The sequence below is a fragment of the Paenibacillus sp. FSL R5-0923 genome (genome assembly GCF_038009145.1).
Classification (GTDB): Bacteria; Bacillota; Bacilli; order Paenibacillales; family Paenibacillaceae; genus Paenibacillus_AQ.
The window spans coordinates 550,482-567,249 of record NZ_JBBPAT010000001.1 but is presented as its reverse complement, the minus strand read 5'-3'; the positions used below and the strand labels follow the sequence as shown (position 1 = coordinate 567,249).

Here is a 16,768-nt window from a genome sequence, read left to right as displayed (position 1 = left end):
TTAACTAAAATGACTATTATTTCTGATGTTTATGCTCGCGAAGTCCTTGACTCCCGTGGTAACCCTACTGTTGAGGTTGACGTTTATCTTGAATCCGGTGCTAAAGGTCGCGCTATCGTTCCTTCCGGCGCTTCCACTGGCGCTCATGAAGCTGTAGAGCTTCGTGATGGCGACAAATCCCGTTACATGGGTAAAGGCGTTCTGAAAGCTGTTGAGAACGTAAATGAAATCATCGCTCCAGAAGTTATTGGTATGGACGCTCTTGACCAAGTGGGCATCGACAAATTGATGATCACTTTGGACGGAACTCATAACAAAGGTAAATTGGGCGCTAACGCAATCCTAGCTGTATCGATGGCCGTAGCTCGCGCAGCTGCAGCAGCATTGGATATTCCTTTGTACGTATACCTAGGCGGATTCAACGCTAAAACTCTTCCAGTACCAATGATGAACATCATCAATGGTGGTGAGCATGCGGACAACAACATCGACGTTCAAGAGTTCATGGTTCTTCCTGTAGGAGCTCCAAGCTTCAAAGAAGCTCTTCGTACAGGTGCTGAAATCTTCCACAACTTGAAATCCGTACTTCAATCCAAAGGCCTGAACACAGCTGTTGGTGACGAAGGTGGTTTCGCACCGAACCTTGGTTCGAATGAAGAAGCAATCACTACAATCATCGAAGCTATTGAAAAAGCTGGTTACAAACCAGGTGTTGACGTATTCTTGGGTATGGACGTTGCTTCCACTGAGTTCTACAAAGACGGTAAATACACCCTTGCTGGCGAAGGTAAATCTTACACTTCCGCTGAGTATGTTGACCTTCTTGCTTCATGGGTTGAAAAATATCCTATCATCACAATCGAAGACGGTATGTCCGAAGACGACTGGGATGGTTGGAAATTGCTTACTGAAAAATTGGGAGACAAAGTTCAATTGGTTGGTGACGACTTGTTCGTTACAAACACTGAGCGTCTTGCAACAGGTATCGAAAAAGGTATCGGTAACTCCATCTTGGTTAAAGTTAACCAAATTGGTACATTGACTGAAACTTTCGATGCTATCGAAATGGCTAAACGTGCTGGTTACACAGCAGTTATCTCTCACCGTTCCGGTGAATCCGAAGATAGCACAATCGCTGACATCGCTGTTGCGACTAACGCTGGTCAAATCAAAACAGGTGCTCCTTCCCGTACAGACCGTGTTGCTAAATACAACCAATTGCTTCGCATCGAAGACGAGTTGGGTGAATTGGCTCAATACAACGGCCTGAAATCTTTCTACAACCTTAAAAGATAATCTGCTTTTATAGCAGAGTACGAAGACCCGCCATATGGCGGGTCTTTTTTTAATATATGTTTATCCTAATCTTTCAAGAAAAGCTACGACTTAACAGTCTAGGCGGTTGTATTACCGGCACTGCTATGATAAAATAAGAATACTGTTTATGTATCGTGATAACCTCAATTACCATAGATAGTGATGCTTAGGCGTAGGAGGTGGAAGTGAATGGATATCTTTTTGAAAGTTGTGCTCCTGATTTTTTCCGTCGGTCTTATTGCGGTCGTTCTTCTGCAAAAGGGGAAAAGCGCGGGTCTTTCCGGTGCCATCTCCGGTGGTGCTGAGCATCTCTTTGGTAAAACAAAAGCTCGTGGTATGGAACTCGTACTACAACGTGTAACAGTTGGACTTGCTGCAGGATTCTTCATTATGGCGATTCTAGCTGCTGTTTTCATTGACTGAAGTACCTACAGTAAGCCCTCGCTCTGTTCTGAATGGAATGGAGCGAAGGCTTTTTTGTTATAATAAAAAGGGGATAAAGCACCTGCAGGTGCTTTTCTTTGCATAGCAGAAAGAATAAGATTCGATACGGTAAAGCCTTAATAAATAAACTTTCTCCTTCGATGTGAATGAAATTTCGTACTGCGTTTACCTTTGGATGACAGTAACAGGGATGCGCAGGATTGATTTCGTGTATACTAGGGTATGAAGTAGGTAAAGGTAAATTTTACTTGGCATTACTACAGAGCAGGACAAGACATACATATTTGCCAGCGGCTTGGAGCCGCGGAGGGCTGGGGTGACGAACATGATAACACAAGAAATATTACTCGATTTCATGCGGGAAACTGCATATAAACCAATGACTTATGAAGAGCTGGTGAGCCATTTTGCTCTAGAAGATAGCACAGGGTTTAAAAAGTTCGAGGAACTACTAATTGAATTAGAGCAGGACGGAAGAATTGTATTAACTCGTAATGCACGTTATGGCGTGCCGGAACGAATGGATTTACTGCGAGGCCGGTTACAGGCTCATGCGAAAGGCTTCGCTTTTCTTATCCCGGATGATCGTGATCATCCTGACGTATATATCCATGCGAATGATCTTAAGGGAGCTATGAATGGTGACATCGTCCTTATCCGTATTACCTCTAAAAGTCCGTCCGGCGGACGTATGGAAGGCGAAGTTGAGCGCATTGTAAAACGGGGAGTATTGCAGACGGTTGGCGTATTTCAAAATCTGGAGACCTATGGCTTTGTGCTGCCTGATGATAAACGGATTAATCGCGATATTTTTATTCCGAAGCAATCCTTCATGGGGGCGGTAGACGGTCAAAAGGTCGTTGTACGTATCGTGAATTATCCAGAAGGCCGATCAGCGGCAGAGGGTGAAATTATTGAGATCCTCGGACATAAGGATGATCCAGGAGTCGATATTCTATCTATTATCCGTAAGCATCAGCTGCCAGAGGCCTTTCCGGCTGAAGTGATGAACGAAGCGGACAACGCTCCGGATTCAATCACAGAAGAGGAAATTGCTGAGCAGGGACGTCGCGATTTGCGCGGACTAAACATTGTCACGATTGATGGTGAGGATGCTAAGGACCTGGATGATGCGGTTAATGTTCAGCGACTGGAGAACGGACATTACAAGCTAGGCGTGCATATTGCGGATGTAGGTTATTACGTACGTGAGAGCTCTGAGCTCGATAAAGAAGCCTATGATCGGGGCTGTAGTGTGTACTTGGTGGATCGGGTGATTCCGATGCTGCCTCACCGTTTGTCTAACGGGATTTGTAGTTTGAATCCACAGGTCGACCGCTTAACGATGTCCTGCGAGATGGAATTTAACGAACACATGAAGGTCGTGAAGCACGATGTCTTTACAAGTGTGATTCGCACCAAGGAAAGAATGACTTATTCCAATGTTCGCAAAATTTTGGAGGATGAAGATCCAGAATTGCTGGAGCGCTATAGTCCATTAATTGATGATTTTCGTCTCATGAAAGAATTGGCGATGAAGCTGCGTGATGCGCGGATGCGGCGGGGCGCGGTTGATTTTGACTTTGAAGAGAGCAAAATCATCGTAGATGAGAACGGCAAGGCTGTAGATATTGTGAAGCGTGAGCGTTCTGTAGCTGAGCAGATTATCGAGGAATTTATGCTCGCGGCGAATGAAACAGTCGCGGAGCATTTTCACTGGTTGAAGGTTCCGTTCCTTTACCGGATTCACGAAGATCCAGATCCAGAGAAGCTGCAGAATTTTATGGCTTTTGCGGCTAATTTCGGATATCACGTGAAGGGACGTGGCAATTCAGTTCATCCACGTGCTTTGCAGGATCTGTTGGAGCAAATCCAAGGGACTAAAGAACAGACCGTTATTAGCACAATGATGTTGCGTTCCATGAAGCAGGCGAAATATGATGCGGAGAGCACAGGCCATTTCGGACTGGCTGCGGAATACTATTCCCACTTCACTTCGCCGATTCGCCGTTACCCCGATCTGGTCATTCACCGCGTAATGCGTGAAGTGATTGAGAATGGAGGGGCGCTGAGCCAGAAACGACATGATTATTTGGCCGGCAGGATGCCTGACATTGCTCAGCAGTCCTCGGAGCGTGAGCGTGTAGCGGTAGAAGCAGAACGCGATACAGAGCAGCTGAAGAAAGCTGAATACATGCAGGATAAAGTAGGCGAGGAATTCGAGGCAATGGTCAGCAGTGTGACCAGCTTCGGAATGTTCATCGAGCTGGACAATACCGTCGAAGGCCTTATTCGTCTCAGCGCTATGAGCGACGATTATTATCACTTTGACGAGGCCCATATGGCGCTCATCGGCGAGCGCACATCACGGGTGTTCCGTATTGGCGACGAGGTGAAAATTCGAGTCGCCAAGGTAAACATGGATGACCACACGATCGATTTCGAGTTGGTCGACATGAAACCACGCGCGCCAGGTGAGCATCGCGGCGGTGGTTTTGGAGGCAGCCGCGGTGGCAAAGGCGGCCGTCCAGGTAGCGGCGGCTTCAAGACGCCAGCCGGGGGTAAAGGCGGCGCGGGCAGTAAGGGCCGCGGCGGTAAAGGCAAGCCCGGCGCTGCTGTAGGTGCGGGCAAGGGCAAGCCGGGCGCTGGTGTGCGCGCCGGCGAAGCGGCCGGTGTTGGAGCACCGGGCGGACGCGGAAAGCGGAAGCGCGGGCGTGATTCCGGCGAGGATGCGAGCCGGGTAGTTGCGGCGCCGGGCGGAAGCACCGGCGCAGAGCGCGGGGGCGAAGCCGGCAACGCAGGCGCGCCACGTGAGCGCAGCGGCGGGCGAGGCCGCGGCGGTGACAACGGCGGTGCCGGTGGTGGACGCGGCATCAGCTTTGGCTTTGGTTCCGGCAAAGGCGGATACGGCGCTCCTGCGTCTGACTCTTCCGGCGGCGAAGTCCGCGGCCTGGACGGCAGCACGAAGTTCCGTAGCCGTGAGGACCGCGGCGGTAACTTTGGCGGTGGAGAAGGCCGTAGCGGCGCTCCAACAGGTAAAGGTCGCCGGAAAAAGAAGAACAAAAGCGGTGTGTTCATCGGTCAATCCGTGACACCGGGCAACGTTCAGACGTCGGAACAAGCCGCTTCTAAACGTAGCGACACTACAGGTAACGCACCAGACGGAGCTCCTCGTAAGAGAAAGAAGAAATAAATAACGTTATTGGGCTACGTTTCGTAGCTCTATGACGAAAGATAAAGCACCGCTCCCTTGATTGGGGGCGGTGCTTTTTTAATTCTTTTTCGCTGCTCAAGTGTGAAATTCTCGTTTCTGACCGAGACTATTGGTTGCCGCAAGTTTGTTGAGTAATAATCAGAAGAAGCTATGTGACAGCGTCGTTTTGTAACTATGACACTTGAGTTGAAGCAAAGTAACCAGTGCTATCACGATGCTTATTTTTTAATTGCATAATGTGCAGTTGAAATTCCGGCGATTCAGTAGAGATTGAGGTTAATTGCACTTTGTACATCTAAATCTGATCAGTATCTTCAAAACCGCATGATTTTGAGTTATTAACTGCAGAAAGTACAACTAAACAACCATCGAGCGTCTAAATATATTAAATAGATGTATAAAGTGCATTTATCTAGCTTTAGCGTAGCGTCGGAGGGAGAGAGTGAATAGAAAAGGGTATGAGTTGACTGGAATGAGTGAATATAGAAACATGAACACCTTTTTTATAAAAAATGTAATTAAAGTTAACTATTGGGTAAACTTACTGACAACTAGTTGTCAAAATGGCTGGGAAAGGAATACCTGATCCTTCCTTGCGCACAATCGATTCCATTTGTTACAATATAGATCAGACGTTCGATGACTATGTCGTTTAAGATTAGAGAGACATGGTTACTTTAACTTATGAATATGATTCAAGGAGTGATTCTCATGGGTAAAAAAGCAGACGGGAAAGTACTTGCCCAGAACAAAAAAGCTTCCCATGATTATTTTATCGAGGATACTTATGAAGCTGGCTTGGTGCTGACAGGTACAGAAATCAAGTCGCTGCGTAATGGCCGCGCTAATATTGGAGATGCTTTTGCTACGATCCGTAACGGTGAGATTCACATTCACAACATGCATATCAGCCCTTTTGAACAAGGTAATCGTGCTAACCCTACTGACCCGACGCGTACTCGTAAATTGCTGATGCACAAGGAGCAAATTCATAAACTGCTGGGCTTGTCCAAGCGAGATGGATTTACGATTGTGCCACTCAAGGTTTATGTGCGAAATGGCTACGCGAAGCTGTTAATTGGTCTTGGTAAAGGTAAGAAAGAGTACGATAAACGTGACTCTGCTGCTAAGCGTGATGCTCAGCGTGATATCCAGCGTGTATTGCGTGAAAAGCAAAAGATCGCCAGATAATCTAGGATGAATGTACGATTCAAATGAGTACCAGTTTCCACCTTCAATTCCTTTAACCTACGTGTTAAAGTATTGATAAATGTGATATACTGAGTAAGTAAGATTATTGCTTCGTTACAGACTTCTTGAAGAAGAAGCTGTGGATAGGATCTCTCTTGCTTGGAAGATCCGCTTGATCCGAAGCGCCCTTTTTAATGAGGGGCCGTTCTTGGATTCGACGGGGGTAGTTCGAGCATGAGTAGCGAGTAGTGGGGACGCGTCCGCTTCATCAACGCTAAAGCCTATTAAACGGCAAACAACAAAACAACTACGCTTTCGCAGCCTAAGAAACTGCGCGCGTGCTTCTACCCTGCATCGCCCATGTGACAGGGATAGGGGCTAACAAGTAGTGGGATACGCCGTCTGGTCTCCGCCTGGGGTCAACGGAAGAAGATAATCAGGCTGACCCAACGTATAGCCGGTTACGGGGCGATACTCGGGTGACATCAAAACTGTGACTACACTCGTAGAAGCTTATGTGCCGTTATCTTCGGACAGGGGTTCGACTCCCCTCGGCTCCATAAGAAAAACCCGCTAAAATAGCGGGTTTTTTGCTGTTTAGTGGTTGGATTGTAGACCGAATGTAGACAAGAAGTTGTGGGAACTAAATGTGTTCATTATTGTAGACATGTTGTCTACATCTAAAATTAGATCATTCACTTTGAAGTTATTAATATCTATAAGAGCCCGAACTGATATAAAATTATAGTATTAAGCATCCAAAAACAAAAACATTCGGAGGAATTACTATCATGAGTTTTACTATTGATTATGTTAAAAACAAAAACAGAATTATTGTAACATCGGACGGTATGGATGTTGAGGATGCCCTTGCGTACGCGGAACAATTTCCGAAAGTACTGAAGAAAACTAAGCGAGGGTTTACAGGTATGACTGTAATTACTGGTGGCCTGGTATTTAAGCAAGAAGTGTTGGCAATTCTTGCTCCAACTAGTGAAGATGCTGTAAAAGCTGGAATCTCTACAAAACACAAATGGGTGTATGTTGCGCCTACCTCGTTCTACAAAACGCAAATGCATCGTATGTTTAAAGATATTGCAAACTTGTACGAATCGATAGAAGAAGCTGAAACGTATCTTGATTCTGCAGGGAATTAGCAACTTCTAAAAATTAAAAGAATCCAGCCGAATCCAGCCATCATCTGTAGCGTCAAAGGTACTTTCTGCGTATTAACTTATATAATTGCATCACTATACTAAGGAGTTATTCCTATGATCAGTCTCCTTTTTTAACCATAGATAAGTAATTTTTATACGATTCTATAATTTGAAAGCTTATGTGCCGTTATCCTCGGACAGGGGTTCGCCTCCCCTCGGCTCCATATGGAGTATTATTGAAGACACCATGAAGGGTGTCTTTTTTCATATTTTCAGAGTATGATCTGGACTATACGTGGCGGTTCAAAAAAATGAGTATCTTGCTAGATCCAGTACTTTCGTATGTGGAATTAAAGATTGCAGTGAAGAAGGCGTGAAGAAAAATTTAAGGTTCTATATAGGGATAAAAAAGGCAAACATAAGATAGGAAGAGTTAATAGGGAGATATAAATGAAAACCAGTATACTTATGCTATAATTTAATAAAGTGACTCTGTGCTTTTAGAAAAATTGGATAAAGGATGCATTGACCAACCATGTATGAGAATCAGACTTCTATGCACCACAAGCTGTTTATTATCGGCGCAGGTGCTGCCGGACTAATGGCCGCCGTTACTGCGCGTGATATGGGTATCGATACTGCCATTCTGGAAGGTAACGACCGGATTGGAAAGAAGATATTAATGACAGGTGATGGCCGCTGCAACATTACAAATGAATCGACTGCAACGGGTACGGATGAAGCAATTGCTTTATCGCACAAGTATCACAGTAATCAGGCCGGATTTCCACTTGCGGTATTGCAGCAATTTGGCATCCGTCAGACCATAGATTTTTTCTCCTTTCTCGGGCTTCCGCTTACAAGATTGAAGGAGGGCTTGATGTATCCAATGTCGCTGCAGGCAGCAGCGGTGCTGGATATTTTCCAGCTTGCGCTGGAGGATCGGAATGTTCCGGTATACCTCAATAACAAAGTGTTGGATGTTACTGTTTCGAAGAATCATCCGCGCTTCAAGATAAAATGCCAAACGGAGACAGAGGAAGAGGTTGTTTATACTAGCGACTATCTACTTCTATCTGCGGGTGGCCTTGCCGGTCCAAATGCGGGAAAAGAACCTCCTGGGTATACACTTGCCGAACGTCTGGGGCACACCCTGATTGAGCCTTTGCCGGCCATTGTGCAATTGAAGCTGCAATATCCGAATATGAGGGCACTGTCCACTATCAAATCTCAGGGACAAGCCCATATCATTGTGAACGGTAAAGTCATCTGCAGTGAACAGGGTGAAATTGCCTTCACGGATTATGGTATTACCGGCCCGCCAATTCTTCAGCTAAGCAGGAAGGCTGCGTATCATCTTGCAAGAGGAGAACAGGTAACATTGTCGGTTGATCTGATGCCGGGCCGCACGGAGGAAGAGTTAGTTGAGTTTTTAGAAAGGCTCTGGGAGACCTTTGGACACCGGACTGTGGCGGATTGCCTTGTTGGCATCTTCAATAAGAAGCTTGTTTCTGTCCTACTAAAAGAGACTGGCTTAGATCAACAGCCAGAGCTGCTTTGCCAGGATCTATCGATGAAAACCAAGGGGAAATTTTATCGAATCTTGAAGCGTTGGGAATTTAAAGTGACGGATACCAATGGCTTTACGAATGCGCAAGTGACAGCCGGCGGCATTGATACGTCGGAACTCATCGAAGGAACGCTGGAATCCAAGCTGGTGCCTGGGCTGTATTTGGCTGGCGAAGTGATGGATGTCGACGGAGATTTCGGCGGCTATAACCTGCAATGGGCCTGGAGTTCCGGATATGTGGCCGCGATGGCGCTAGCTAAGTCAATTCAATAAATTTATTAGGAAAAGGGATGCATCAATTAACATGTATAAGGATCAGACTTCTAAGCACCACGAGCTGTTCATTATCGGTGGGGGTGCTGCAGGTCTAATGGCTGCAGTTACAGCGAGGGATCAAGGTATTGATACAGCAATTATTGAAAGCAATGACCGGCTTGGGAAGAAAATAATAACGACGGGTAACGGGCGTTGCAACATTACGAACCAATCCACCGCCACCGGTACGGATGAAGCGGCCGCTTTATCACGCAAGTATCACAGTAATCAGGAAGGATTCCCAATACATGTATTGCGGCAATTCGGTGTCCGCCAAACGATCGAATTTTTCTCCTCGCTCGGGCTTCCTTTTGTAAGCTTGGAGAATGGCCGGATGTATCCGATGTCGCTGCAGGCGGCTTCGGTGCCGGGTGTATTTAAGCTGGCGCTGGAGGATCGGAATGTTCCCGTATATTATAAACATAAAGTGTTGGATGTTACCGTTTCGGCGGGACATCCGCGGTTCGCGATAACCTGCCAGACGGAGACAGAGGAACAGGTTGTGTATACTAGCGACTATCTTTTTCTATGTGCAGGCGGCCTTACCGCTCCCAAAACGGGAACGGACGGCTCCGGTTATACGCTTGTCCAACGTCTGGGGCACACCCTGATCAACCCGGTGCCAGGCATTGTACAATTGAAGCTGGATTATCCGTATTTGAAGGAACTATCGGGCATCAAATTTGAGGGAGAGGCCCATGTTATCGTAAACAATGAAGTCATCCGCACTGAGTCTGGTGAGATTCTTTTTACGGACTATGGTATCTCGGGCCCGCCCATACTTCAGCTCAGCAGAAAGGCTGCGTATAATCTCGGAATAGGAGAATCGGTGACATTGTCGGTTGATTTAATGCCGGAGCGCACGGAGGAAGAGTTAATTGATTTTCTGGAGATCCACTGGGGGATCTTCGGACACCGGACGGTTGCCGATTCTTTTGTGGGCATCGTCAGCAAGAAACTGATTCCAGTTCTGCTGAAGGAGGCTGGAATTGATCAACAGCCGCACTTGCTTTGTATGGATTTATCATGGAAAACCAAGAAAATATTTTATCGAATCTTGAAACGTTGGGAATTTAAAGTGACCGATACCAATAGCTTCACGAATGCACAAACAACAGCCGGTGGCATCGATACGACGGAGCTAATCGAAGGAACGTTAGAATCTAAGTTAGTCCCTGGGCTGTATTTGGCAGGTGAAGTGATGGATGTCGATGGAGATTGCGGCGGCTATAACCTGCAATGGGCCTGGAGCTCCGGCTATGCTGCCGCGATGGCGCTTGCTAAACGACGTGTTAGCGCCACGTAAAAGGATAGATGGTTGCTGACTCTTGGCATGTTGCGGTGGAATACTTGCATGCATTGAACACAGGGCGGCTAATGGATTTACTGTGCCACGCCTCGGTTCCATATAGAGTAAATAAAAGACACCTTGTGAGGTGTCTTTTTTCAATCAATTCTTATTCCAATATTCCCAGACTGCTCCCCCTGTTGCATTCGCTGAAAGGCTTGAAGGGTGTCTTGTAAAGGATACACACTATCAATGATAGGGCGTATCGAGTGGAGTTCCATAAATTGAAGCATCGCAACAAACTCCTCACTGCTTCCCATTGAGGTGCCGATGATACTGATTTGGGGGTAAAATATGGATCGTGCTGCTATTTCCATTCGATCTCCTGAGCTTGCTCCAAACGTAACGATCCGGCCATTTGGCTTAATGATATCAAAGTACTGTTGGAACGTCGCTGGCCCGATACTATCCAGGATGAGATCCACTGTTTCTCCTTTCATACTTTCCTTCCAATCACTATGACTGTCAAAGGCATGATCTGCCCCATGTGCAAGAGCAACTTGCCTTTTTGTTTCACTTCGTGATGTGACACTGACTCTTGCACCCGCTGCTGAAGCCATAAGCATGGCATAAGTAGCCACACCGCCACCAATACCCGGAATAAGGATATGTTCATCTTGCTGTAAGCGGCCTCTCGTAAACAAAGCCCGATAGGCTGTCAAGGCAGATAAGGGCAACACGCCCGCTTCTTCCCAAGACAAATAAGCTGGCTTGCTGATGGCATTTTGCGCAGGGATGACGATAGACTCGGCAAATGTACCATCTGAAGGGCCGCCCACTATGGCCGGAACGTTCGGGACATCGTGGGTGATTTCCCATCCGATACACGGATTAATGATTACATCGGTACCTACTGTAAGTGATGTTATGCCTTCACCTACCGCTTCAATTATACCCGCCCCATCAGAGCCCATAATCAGGGGAGCATCCTCATTTTTTCGATCCGCTATGAGAAATAAGTCTCGATGATTTAACCCTGCGGTTTTCAGCCTTACTTTTACTTCACCGAAGCCTGGCTGTTTATCAACAACGTCTTCATATGTCAGGCTCTTCAAGCCGTTCATCCCAGCATGTACGATTGCTTTCATCCTAATCCTCCAGTAATTCGTATTTCAATGAATCTATATTGAATTGTACAGAGTGGGAATCATACAGTAAAATGAACAAAACCGATTGTGAGTATCATAAATGATCATACCAAGCAGGTGACATAGAAATGGAAAGCGGAGATTTAAGAATATTTCAGGCTGTGGCTCGAGAGGGGAGCATAACCAAGGCTGCGCAAATGTTGAACTATGTACAGTCTAATGTGACGACTCGAATTCAGTATCTTGAGGCTCAGTTGAAAACACCCCTTTTTCGGAGATCCAATCGAGGAATGACGCTAACTTTGGCTGGCGAGAATTTACTGGGATATGCGGATAAAATACTGACTCTGATGGACGAGGCTGTGAAAACAACACAATACTCGGACCATCCTGCAGGGCCTCTTCGGATAGGGTCCATTGAAGCGACAGCAGTCATTCATCTGACTCCTTTATTGGCCGAGTATCAATCACGATATCCGGATGTTAATTTATCGCTCACTACGGGTGTGACACATGCGCTCTTACAAAAGGTGTTGGATTACGAGCTTGATGGAGCGTTCGTCTATGGTCCTGTTGATGAGCCAGATATAGAACATATCGCGGCCTTTGAAGAGGAGTTGGTGTTGATCTCTGAGCCGGGACAAAACGGAATGTATGAGCTACTTATGAAACCGATGTTGTTCTTTGACGTTGGATGTACGCATCGGGCAAAAGCAGAGAGTTTTCTGAGAGGCACTGGCCTGACCACTTATCAGATTATGGAATTTGGCACATTAGCAGTTATTCTAGATGGCGTTTCCTCTGGACTTGGTGTGTCTATGCTGCCACAGTCATCGATTGCCAAGGCGGAAGAACAGGGCATAATCACTTCCCACCGTTTGCCTGAAGAGTATCGAGATTTGCAGGTATGGTTTGTGCATAGACATGACACAATTTACTCAAGCGCGTTAACCAGGTTAATACAATTAGTTGAAACTAGGCAATAATAGTTCACCCGCAACGATCGATACGTCGAATGTTAGTGCTAGACCATTTCATCAAACAATTTAAGTAACACGCAGCAGGAGGAAATGATGAATTTTATAAAAGATCAACTAGCAGGATACGGTGTAAACGAACAAATGACAGGTTATCTTTCGAATATAATCATGGTCTTATTTATAGCACTACTCTCTGTACTGGCCAATTTAATAGCCAAAAAAATCGTGCTGAAGATAATTATTCATTTCATTAGTAAGGATCGGTATGCATGGGATAATATCGTTTTGGAGAAAAAAGTGTTTCACAAGCTGTCGCATCTCGCGCCAGCCTTCATCATCTATTATTCTGCGTCTATCTTTCCGCTATATCAGGCCTTTATTGAAAAATCCGCCTTAACTTATATGATTATCGTAACTATCACGGTGTTTAATGCACTACTTAATGCCATTGATGCTATTTATCGCTCATTCGAGGTCTCCAAGATTAGGCCGATCAAGGGGTACATTCAGGTTGCAAAGATTATTCTATTTATCATTGGTGTTATTGTGGTGATCTCTAACCTCATTGGTCAGAATCCACTGATTATACTTAGTGGGTTAGGTGCATTATCAGCTGTTTTTATGCTGATTTTCAAAGATTCTATATTGGGTTTGGTGGCAGGTGTTCAATTATCATCTAATGATATGGTTCGTGTAGGTGACTGGATCGAAATGCCTAAATATAATGCGGATGGTGATGTAATTGACATTACATTGAATACGGTAAAGGTTATGAATTTCGATAAAACAATCACCATGATTCCTAGCTACGCCCTTATTTCAGATTCGTTCAAAAACTGGAGGGGCATGCAAGTTTCTGGAGGCAGAAGGATTAAACGAAGCGTTCATATCGATACAAGCAGCATATGTTTTTGTACAAAAGAAATGATGGAGGAATTCCAGAAGATTCACTACCTGTCCGATTTTATAAGGGCAAGATTAAATGAAATTAGCATTTATAATATCGAACATCAAATCAATACGGAGAGTAAAGTAAATGGAAGACATCTCACGAATGTTGGTGTATTCAGAGAATATATCCATGAATATCTGAGGAATCATCCTAAAATTCATAAGGATATGACGCTGATCGTCAGACAGCTAGCACCAGAGGATAATGGACTGCCCTTAGAAATCTACGCGTTTAGCAATGATACTAACTGGGTGGTGTATGAATCGGTTCAAGCTGATATCTTTGATCACATTTTTGCAGTTGTACCGATATTTGGGCTTCGTGTCTTCCAAAACCCGACGGGCCATGATATTGCTCGCTTAAAAGAAAGCAAAGAGTATTCGTCTGGATACTGAAGATAAGAATGATTTGCAGGAGAAGGCATTTCTTAATATCAGTAAAAAAGCGACCATCGTGGTCGCTTTTTTACGTTTTTTTCATTTTGGAAAGGATCATAAAACGTGCGATTTATTGGGGTGCGGACATAGCTGAAGACTCTAATGGAAGTTCCCAGATTCATTTTCTGAGAATTTGCCATCGCTGTCATGCAGAGCTTGTTTGCGGCGATCATTACGGGCTTGCTGCTGCTGTTGGGCCTCCAGGCTGTTTACGGGCGTGGCTTCCAGTTCTTTTACTGTGTTGATTAGATTCTTATCTGGTTGATTTGCACTCAATTGAAAGCTCCTCCCTTGATTATCTAATGGTTGTGAATTTTATTATGTGCTGGCTACTGTGTGGTTATTCGTGTTGTATTTTCACAAGAGCACAGGATACATTGCTGAAAGTACGGGTGTATCAATGCTCTGTCCTATAATCATTAACTCAGAATACTGTTAGATGTGAAAAATATGAGGAAATGATTGTATCGGAACTGATTTCTGTTCTGATATGTTGAGGATGTTTTAGTCCCATAAAATGTAATATTTCAGGAGGTGAAAAGGAAACTTTATATCTTCTTGCAAACGGTTACAATTCTATCTGCAACAAATTAGAATCAGGAGGGAATAAAATGAAAAAAAGTATTGCCAAGGTAATCAGTATTGGTGTGTTGTTTTCTCTTGCACTTTCTTTGATAGCAGGTGGATGGACAAATACAGTAGTGCATGCTGCTGGTCTTTCGATAACAGGTAGTGGAGGCTGGAATGAAGCGGCATATGTGGAATGGTCACCTGTAAGTAATGCGACAGGATATAACGTATATGTTAAACAGGCAAGCGCATCAGATTCGGGGTACCAACAGATTGATAATGAATTGATCCGCAAATATTCTTCCTATTGGAGAGCGGATGCTGTAGGGCTTGCAGCTGGAAGTTATGTAATGAAGGTTGAAGCTACCCTATCAGGGGGAGGAACGGCAAGTTCGGTATCAAATACGTTATCCGTAACGTCATATGATCGATCTGGGTTTGCTTTTTCGGCAAGCTCGCCATTTGGTACGGGTTCTGGCGCTTATAATGAGAATGGAACCCTCAAGAATGGTGCTCAAGTGCTGTATATAACATCTCAGAATGCGAAAACCGTAACACTTGATGTGAAAATCAACAGCTCAGGTGCTGTACAAACAGGCGTTGGTCTTGGTAGCATCTTGGCTCTGAGACAAAAGGGTTATGATACAACCCCACTTGCCATCCGAATTATCGGTAAAGTTACAGCTGCTGACCTGAGTGGACAGCTTAACAGCAGTGGATATCTTGAAGTCAAAGGTAAAAATAATTATTCGGAAATGAATATTACAATCGAAGGTATCGGAAAAGATGCTTATGCATACGGTTGGGGATTGCTGCTTAGATATGTTGGTAATTTGGAAGTAAGAAATCTGGGTGTGATGTTATTTCCTGACGATGGCATTTCAATGGACACAGGCAATGCGAATGTATGGGTGCATAATAATGATATTTTTTATGGATCTGCAGGGAGCGATGCGGACCAAGCCAAAGGCGACGGATCTACGGACCTCAAAAAAGGATCAACGTACATTACCATCTCGTACAACCATTACTTTGATTCCGGAAAAGCTGCTCTAGTCGGACTTAGTGAGTCTGCAGAATTCTTTGTTACCTTCCACCATAACTGGTTCGATCATTCGGACTCCCGTCATCCGCGGATCAGAGTGGCCTCTGTCCACGTCTATAATAACTTCTATGATGGAGTCTCGAAATATGGTGTCGGCGTTACAACCGGAGCTTCGGCTTTTGTGGAATCCAATGTTTTTAGAAATACTAAAGACCCAATGCTTAGTTCTTTACAGGGTACAGATGCTTTAGGTGAGGGTACGTTCTCGGGTGAAAATGGAGGGGTGATTAAAGCTTATAACAATCTAGTTGTTGATGCTTCAAGTCTTATTTACGCTAACTCTAATACAGGGACAGCTCCGGCAAATGCAACCTCATTTGATGCCTATTTAGTCTCGTCGAGAAATGAAACCGTCCCAAGCTCATACAAAGCATTAAAAGGCGGAACAGCTTATAATAACTTCGACACGAGCGTCCAAACTGGAGTGAACGTATCGAATATTGACAACGTAAGCAATGTGGAACAGGTTGTTACGGCAAAAGCCGGACGTCTGAATGGCGGAGACTTCACATGGGCATTTAATGATTCCGTGGATGACGCATCGTATGCGCTGAATACTGCACTGATGTCTGCAATCAGAAGCTACACAACGGGGCTTGTCTCTGTAGGGGGCAATTCAAACCCAACAAGTCCGACACCAACGCCAACAGCGACTCCATCTCCAACAATAGCACCAACAGCAACACCTGTACCGACAACGACACCGACGGCAACGCCAGTGCCGACAGCGGGAGCAACCGTTCATAACTTTACCACTGATGGAACAACGAGCAGCTTCTTCAATATCCAAGGAAATCTCTCAACAAGTAAGGGAAATGTGACATATCAGGGTTTAACCCTAACCCAATGTCTAAAAATCGAGAGTGCAACCAGTATTCAGTTCACAGCTGCTAAAGCTTCAACCCTAACCCTAGTGTTCAATACAGAAGGAACCAAAATAAAAGTGGATGGAACAAATTATCCTATAACGAATGGCATTGCCACTGTCTCCCTTACGGCGGGCGCACATACCATTACGAAGGACAGTACGGCGAATCTGTATTATATGAAGTTGGAATAGATAGTTTTTTTCTAAACCGT

General features: G+C 45.1%; 12 protein-coding genes and 1 other RNA gene. 11 read left to right on the top strand and 2 right to left on the bottom strand.

Going from position 1 to position 16,768, the window contains the following annotated elements; translation table 11 throughout:
- The first annotated feature begins 9 nt into the window (after positions 1 to 9).
- The 8 genes from eno to MKX35_RS02405 all read left to right on the top strand — a co-directional run bounded on the left by eno (position 10) and on the right by MKX35_RS02405 (position 10,514).
- Positions 10 to 1,296, top strand: coding sequence for a phosphopyruvate hydratase (gene eno, locus MKX35_RS02440; protein WP_042123330.1), 1,287 nt, complete (start codon positions 10 to 12; stop codon positions 1,294 to 1,296).
- 210 nt (positions 1,297 to 1,506) lie between these two features.
- Positions 1,507 to 1,740, top strand: a complete 234-nt coding sequence (gene secG, locus MKX35_RS02435) for a preprotein translocase subunit SecG (protein ID WP_042123332.1) — start codon at positions 1,507 to 1,509, stop codon at positions 1,738 to 1,740.
- A 346-nt stretch (positions 1,741 to 2,086) separates the two neighbouring features.
- The gene (gene rnr / locus MKX35_RS02430; RefSeq protein ID WP_076299994.1) at positions 2,087 to 4,954 is read left to right on the top strand and encodes a ribonuclease R; all 2,868 of its coding nucleotides are present in this window, start codon (positions 2,087 to 2,089) and stop codon (positions 4,952 to 4,954) included.
- Between the two features lie 732 nt (positions 4,955 to 5,686).
- Entirely contained in the window at positions 5,687 to 6,166 is a 480-nt protein-coding gene (gene smpB / locus MKX35_RS02425; RefSeq protein ID WP_042123338.1) for an SsrA-binding protein SmpB, read from the top strand.
- 198 nt (positions 6,167 to 6,364) lie between these two features.
- Positions 6,365 to 6,729, top strand: a transfer-messenger RNA (tmRNA) gene (gene ssrA, locus MKX35_RS02420).
- 228 nt (positions 6,730 to 6,957) lie between these two features.
- Positions 6,958 to 7,323 (top strand): hypothetical protein, encoded by a 366-nt coding sequence (locus tag MKX35_RS02415; protein WP_042184038.1) that lies wholly within the window; start codon positions 6,958 to 6,960, stop codon positions 7,321 to 7,323.
- Between the two features lie 535 nt (positions 7,324 to 7,858).
- Complete coding sequence (locus MKX35_RS02410; RefSeq protein WP_081382950.1) at positions 7,859 to 9,166, top strand: aminoacetone oxidase family FAD-binding enzyme; 1,308 nt, start codon at positions 7,859 to 7,861, stop codon at positions 9,164 to 9,166.
- A gap of 31 nt (positions 9,167 to 9,197) precedes the next feature.
- Positions 9,198 to 10,514, top strand: a complete 1,317-nt coding sequence (locus MKX35_RS02405; protein ID WP_042184042.1) for a BaiN/RdsA family NAD(P)/FAD-dependent oxidoreductase — start codon at positions 9,198 to 9,200, stop codon at positions 10,512 to 10,514.
- A gap of 140 nt (positions 10,515 to 10,654) precedes the next feature.
- Here the strand turns inward: MKX35_RS02405 and MKX35_RS02400 are convergent, their stop codons facing one another.
- On the bottom strand, positions 10,655 to 11,644 hold the full coding sequence (locus tag MKX35_RS02400; protein WP_076299967.1) for a zinc-binding dehydrogenase: 990 nt from the start codon (positions 11,642 to 11,644) through the stop codon (positions 10,655 to 10,657).
- Between the two features lie 128 nt (positions 11,645 to 11,772).
- On the opposite strand from MKX35_RS02400, the gene MKX35_RS02395 reads away from it, so the two are divergent.
- Both MKX35_RS02395 and MKX35_RS02390 read left to right on the top strand, forming a co-directional pair.
- The gene (locus MKX35_RS02395; RefSeq protein ID WP_076299966.1) at positions 11,773 to 12,630 is read left to right on the top strand and encodes a LysR family transcriptional regulator; all 858 of its coding nucleotides are present in this window, start codon (positions 11,773 to 11,775) and stop codon (positions 12,628 to 12,630) included.
- 87 nt (positions 12,631 to 12,717) lie between these two features.
- A complete protein-coding gene (locus tag MKX35_RS02390; RefSeq protein WP_076299965.1) occupies positions 12,718 to 13,971 on the top strand; it encodes a mechanosensitive ion channel family protein in 1,254 nt (417 codons plus the stop codon).
- A gap of 141 nt (positions 13,972 to 14,112) precedes the next feature.
- Here MKX35_RS02390 and MKX35_RS02385 read toward each other — a convergent pair whose 3' ends face one another.
- Entirely contained in the window at positions 14,113 to 14,289 is a 177-nt protein-coding gene (locus MKX35_RS02385) for a hypothetical protein (protein ID WP_179085866.1), read from the bottom strand.
- Positions 14,290 to 14,624: 335 nt separating this feature from the next.
- Here MKX35_RS02385 and MKX35_RS02380 point away from each other — a divergent pair, with 335 nt between their 5' ends.
- Positions 14,625 to 16,748 carry a pectate lyase family protein gene (locus MKX35_RS02380; protein WP_076299964.1) on the top strand — a complete coding sequence of 708 codons (2,124 nt, stop codon included), beginning with the start codon at positions 14,625 to 14,627 and terminating at the stop codon, positions 16,746 to 16,748.
- The last annotated feature ends 20 nt before the right edge of the window (positions 16,749 to 16,768 follow it).

Coding starts and splice junctions, on each gene's coding strand:
- MKX35_RS02390 (WP_076299965.1), top strand. CDS start 12,718: ATGAATTTTATAAAAGATCAACTAGCAGGATACGGTGTAAACGAACAA.
- rnr (WP_076299994.1), top strand. CDS start 2,087: ATGATAACACAAGAAATATTACTCGATTTCATGCGGGAAACTGCATAT.
- eno (WP_042123330.1), top strand. CDS start 10: ATGACTATTATTTCTGATGTTTATGCTCGCGAAGTCCTTGACTCCCGT.
- MKX35_RS02405 (WP_042184042.1), top strand. CDS start 9,198: ATGTATAAGGATCAGACTTCTAAGCACCACGAGCTGTTCATTATCGGT.
- secG (WP_042123332.1), top strand. CDS start 1,507: ATGGATATCTTTTTGAAAGTTGTGCTCCTGATTTTTTCCGTCGGTCTT.
- MKX35_RS02400 (WP_076299967.1), bottom strand. CDS start 11,644: ATGAAAGCAATCGTACATGCTGGGATGAACGGCTTGAAGAGCCTGACA.
- MKX35_RS02410 (WP_081382950.1), top strand. CDS start 7,859: ATGTATGAGAATCAGACTTCTATGCACCACAAGCTGTTTATTATCGGC.
- smpB (WP_042123338.1), top strand. CDS start 5,687: ATGGGTAAAAAAGCAGACGGGAAAGTACTTGCCCAGAACAAAAAAGCT.
- MKX35_RS02395 (WP_076299966.1), top strand. CDS start 11,773: ATGGAAAGCGGAGATTTAAGAATATTTCAGGCTGTGGCTCGAGAGGGG.
- MKX35_RS02415 (WP_042184038.1), top strand. CDS start 6,958: ATGAGTTTTACTATTGATTATGTTAAAAACAAAAACAGAATTATTGTA.
- MKX35_RS02380 (WP_076299964.1), top strand. CDS start 14,625: ATGAAAAAAAGTATTGCCAAGGTAATCAGTATTGGTGTGTTGTTTTCT.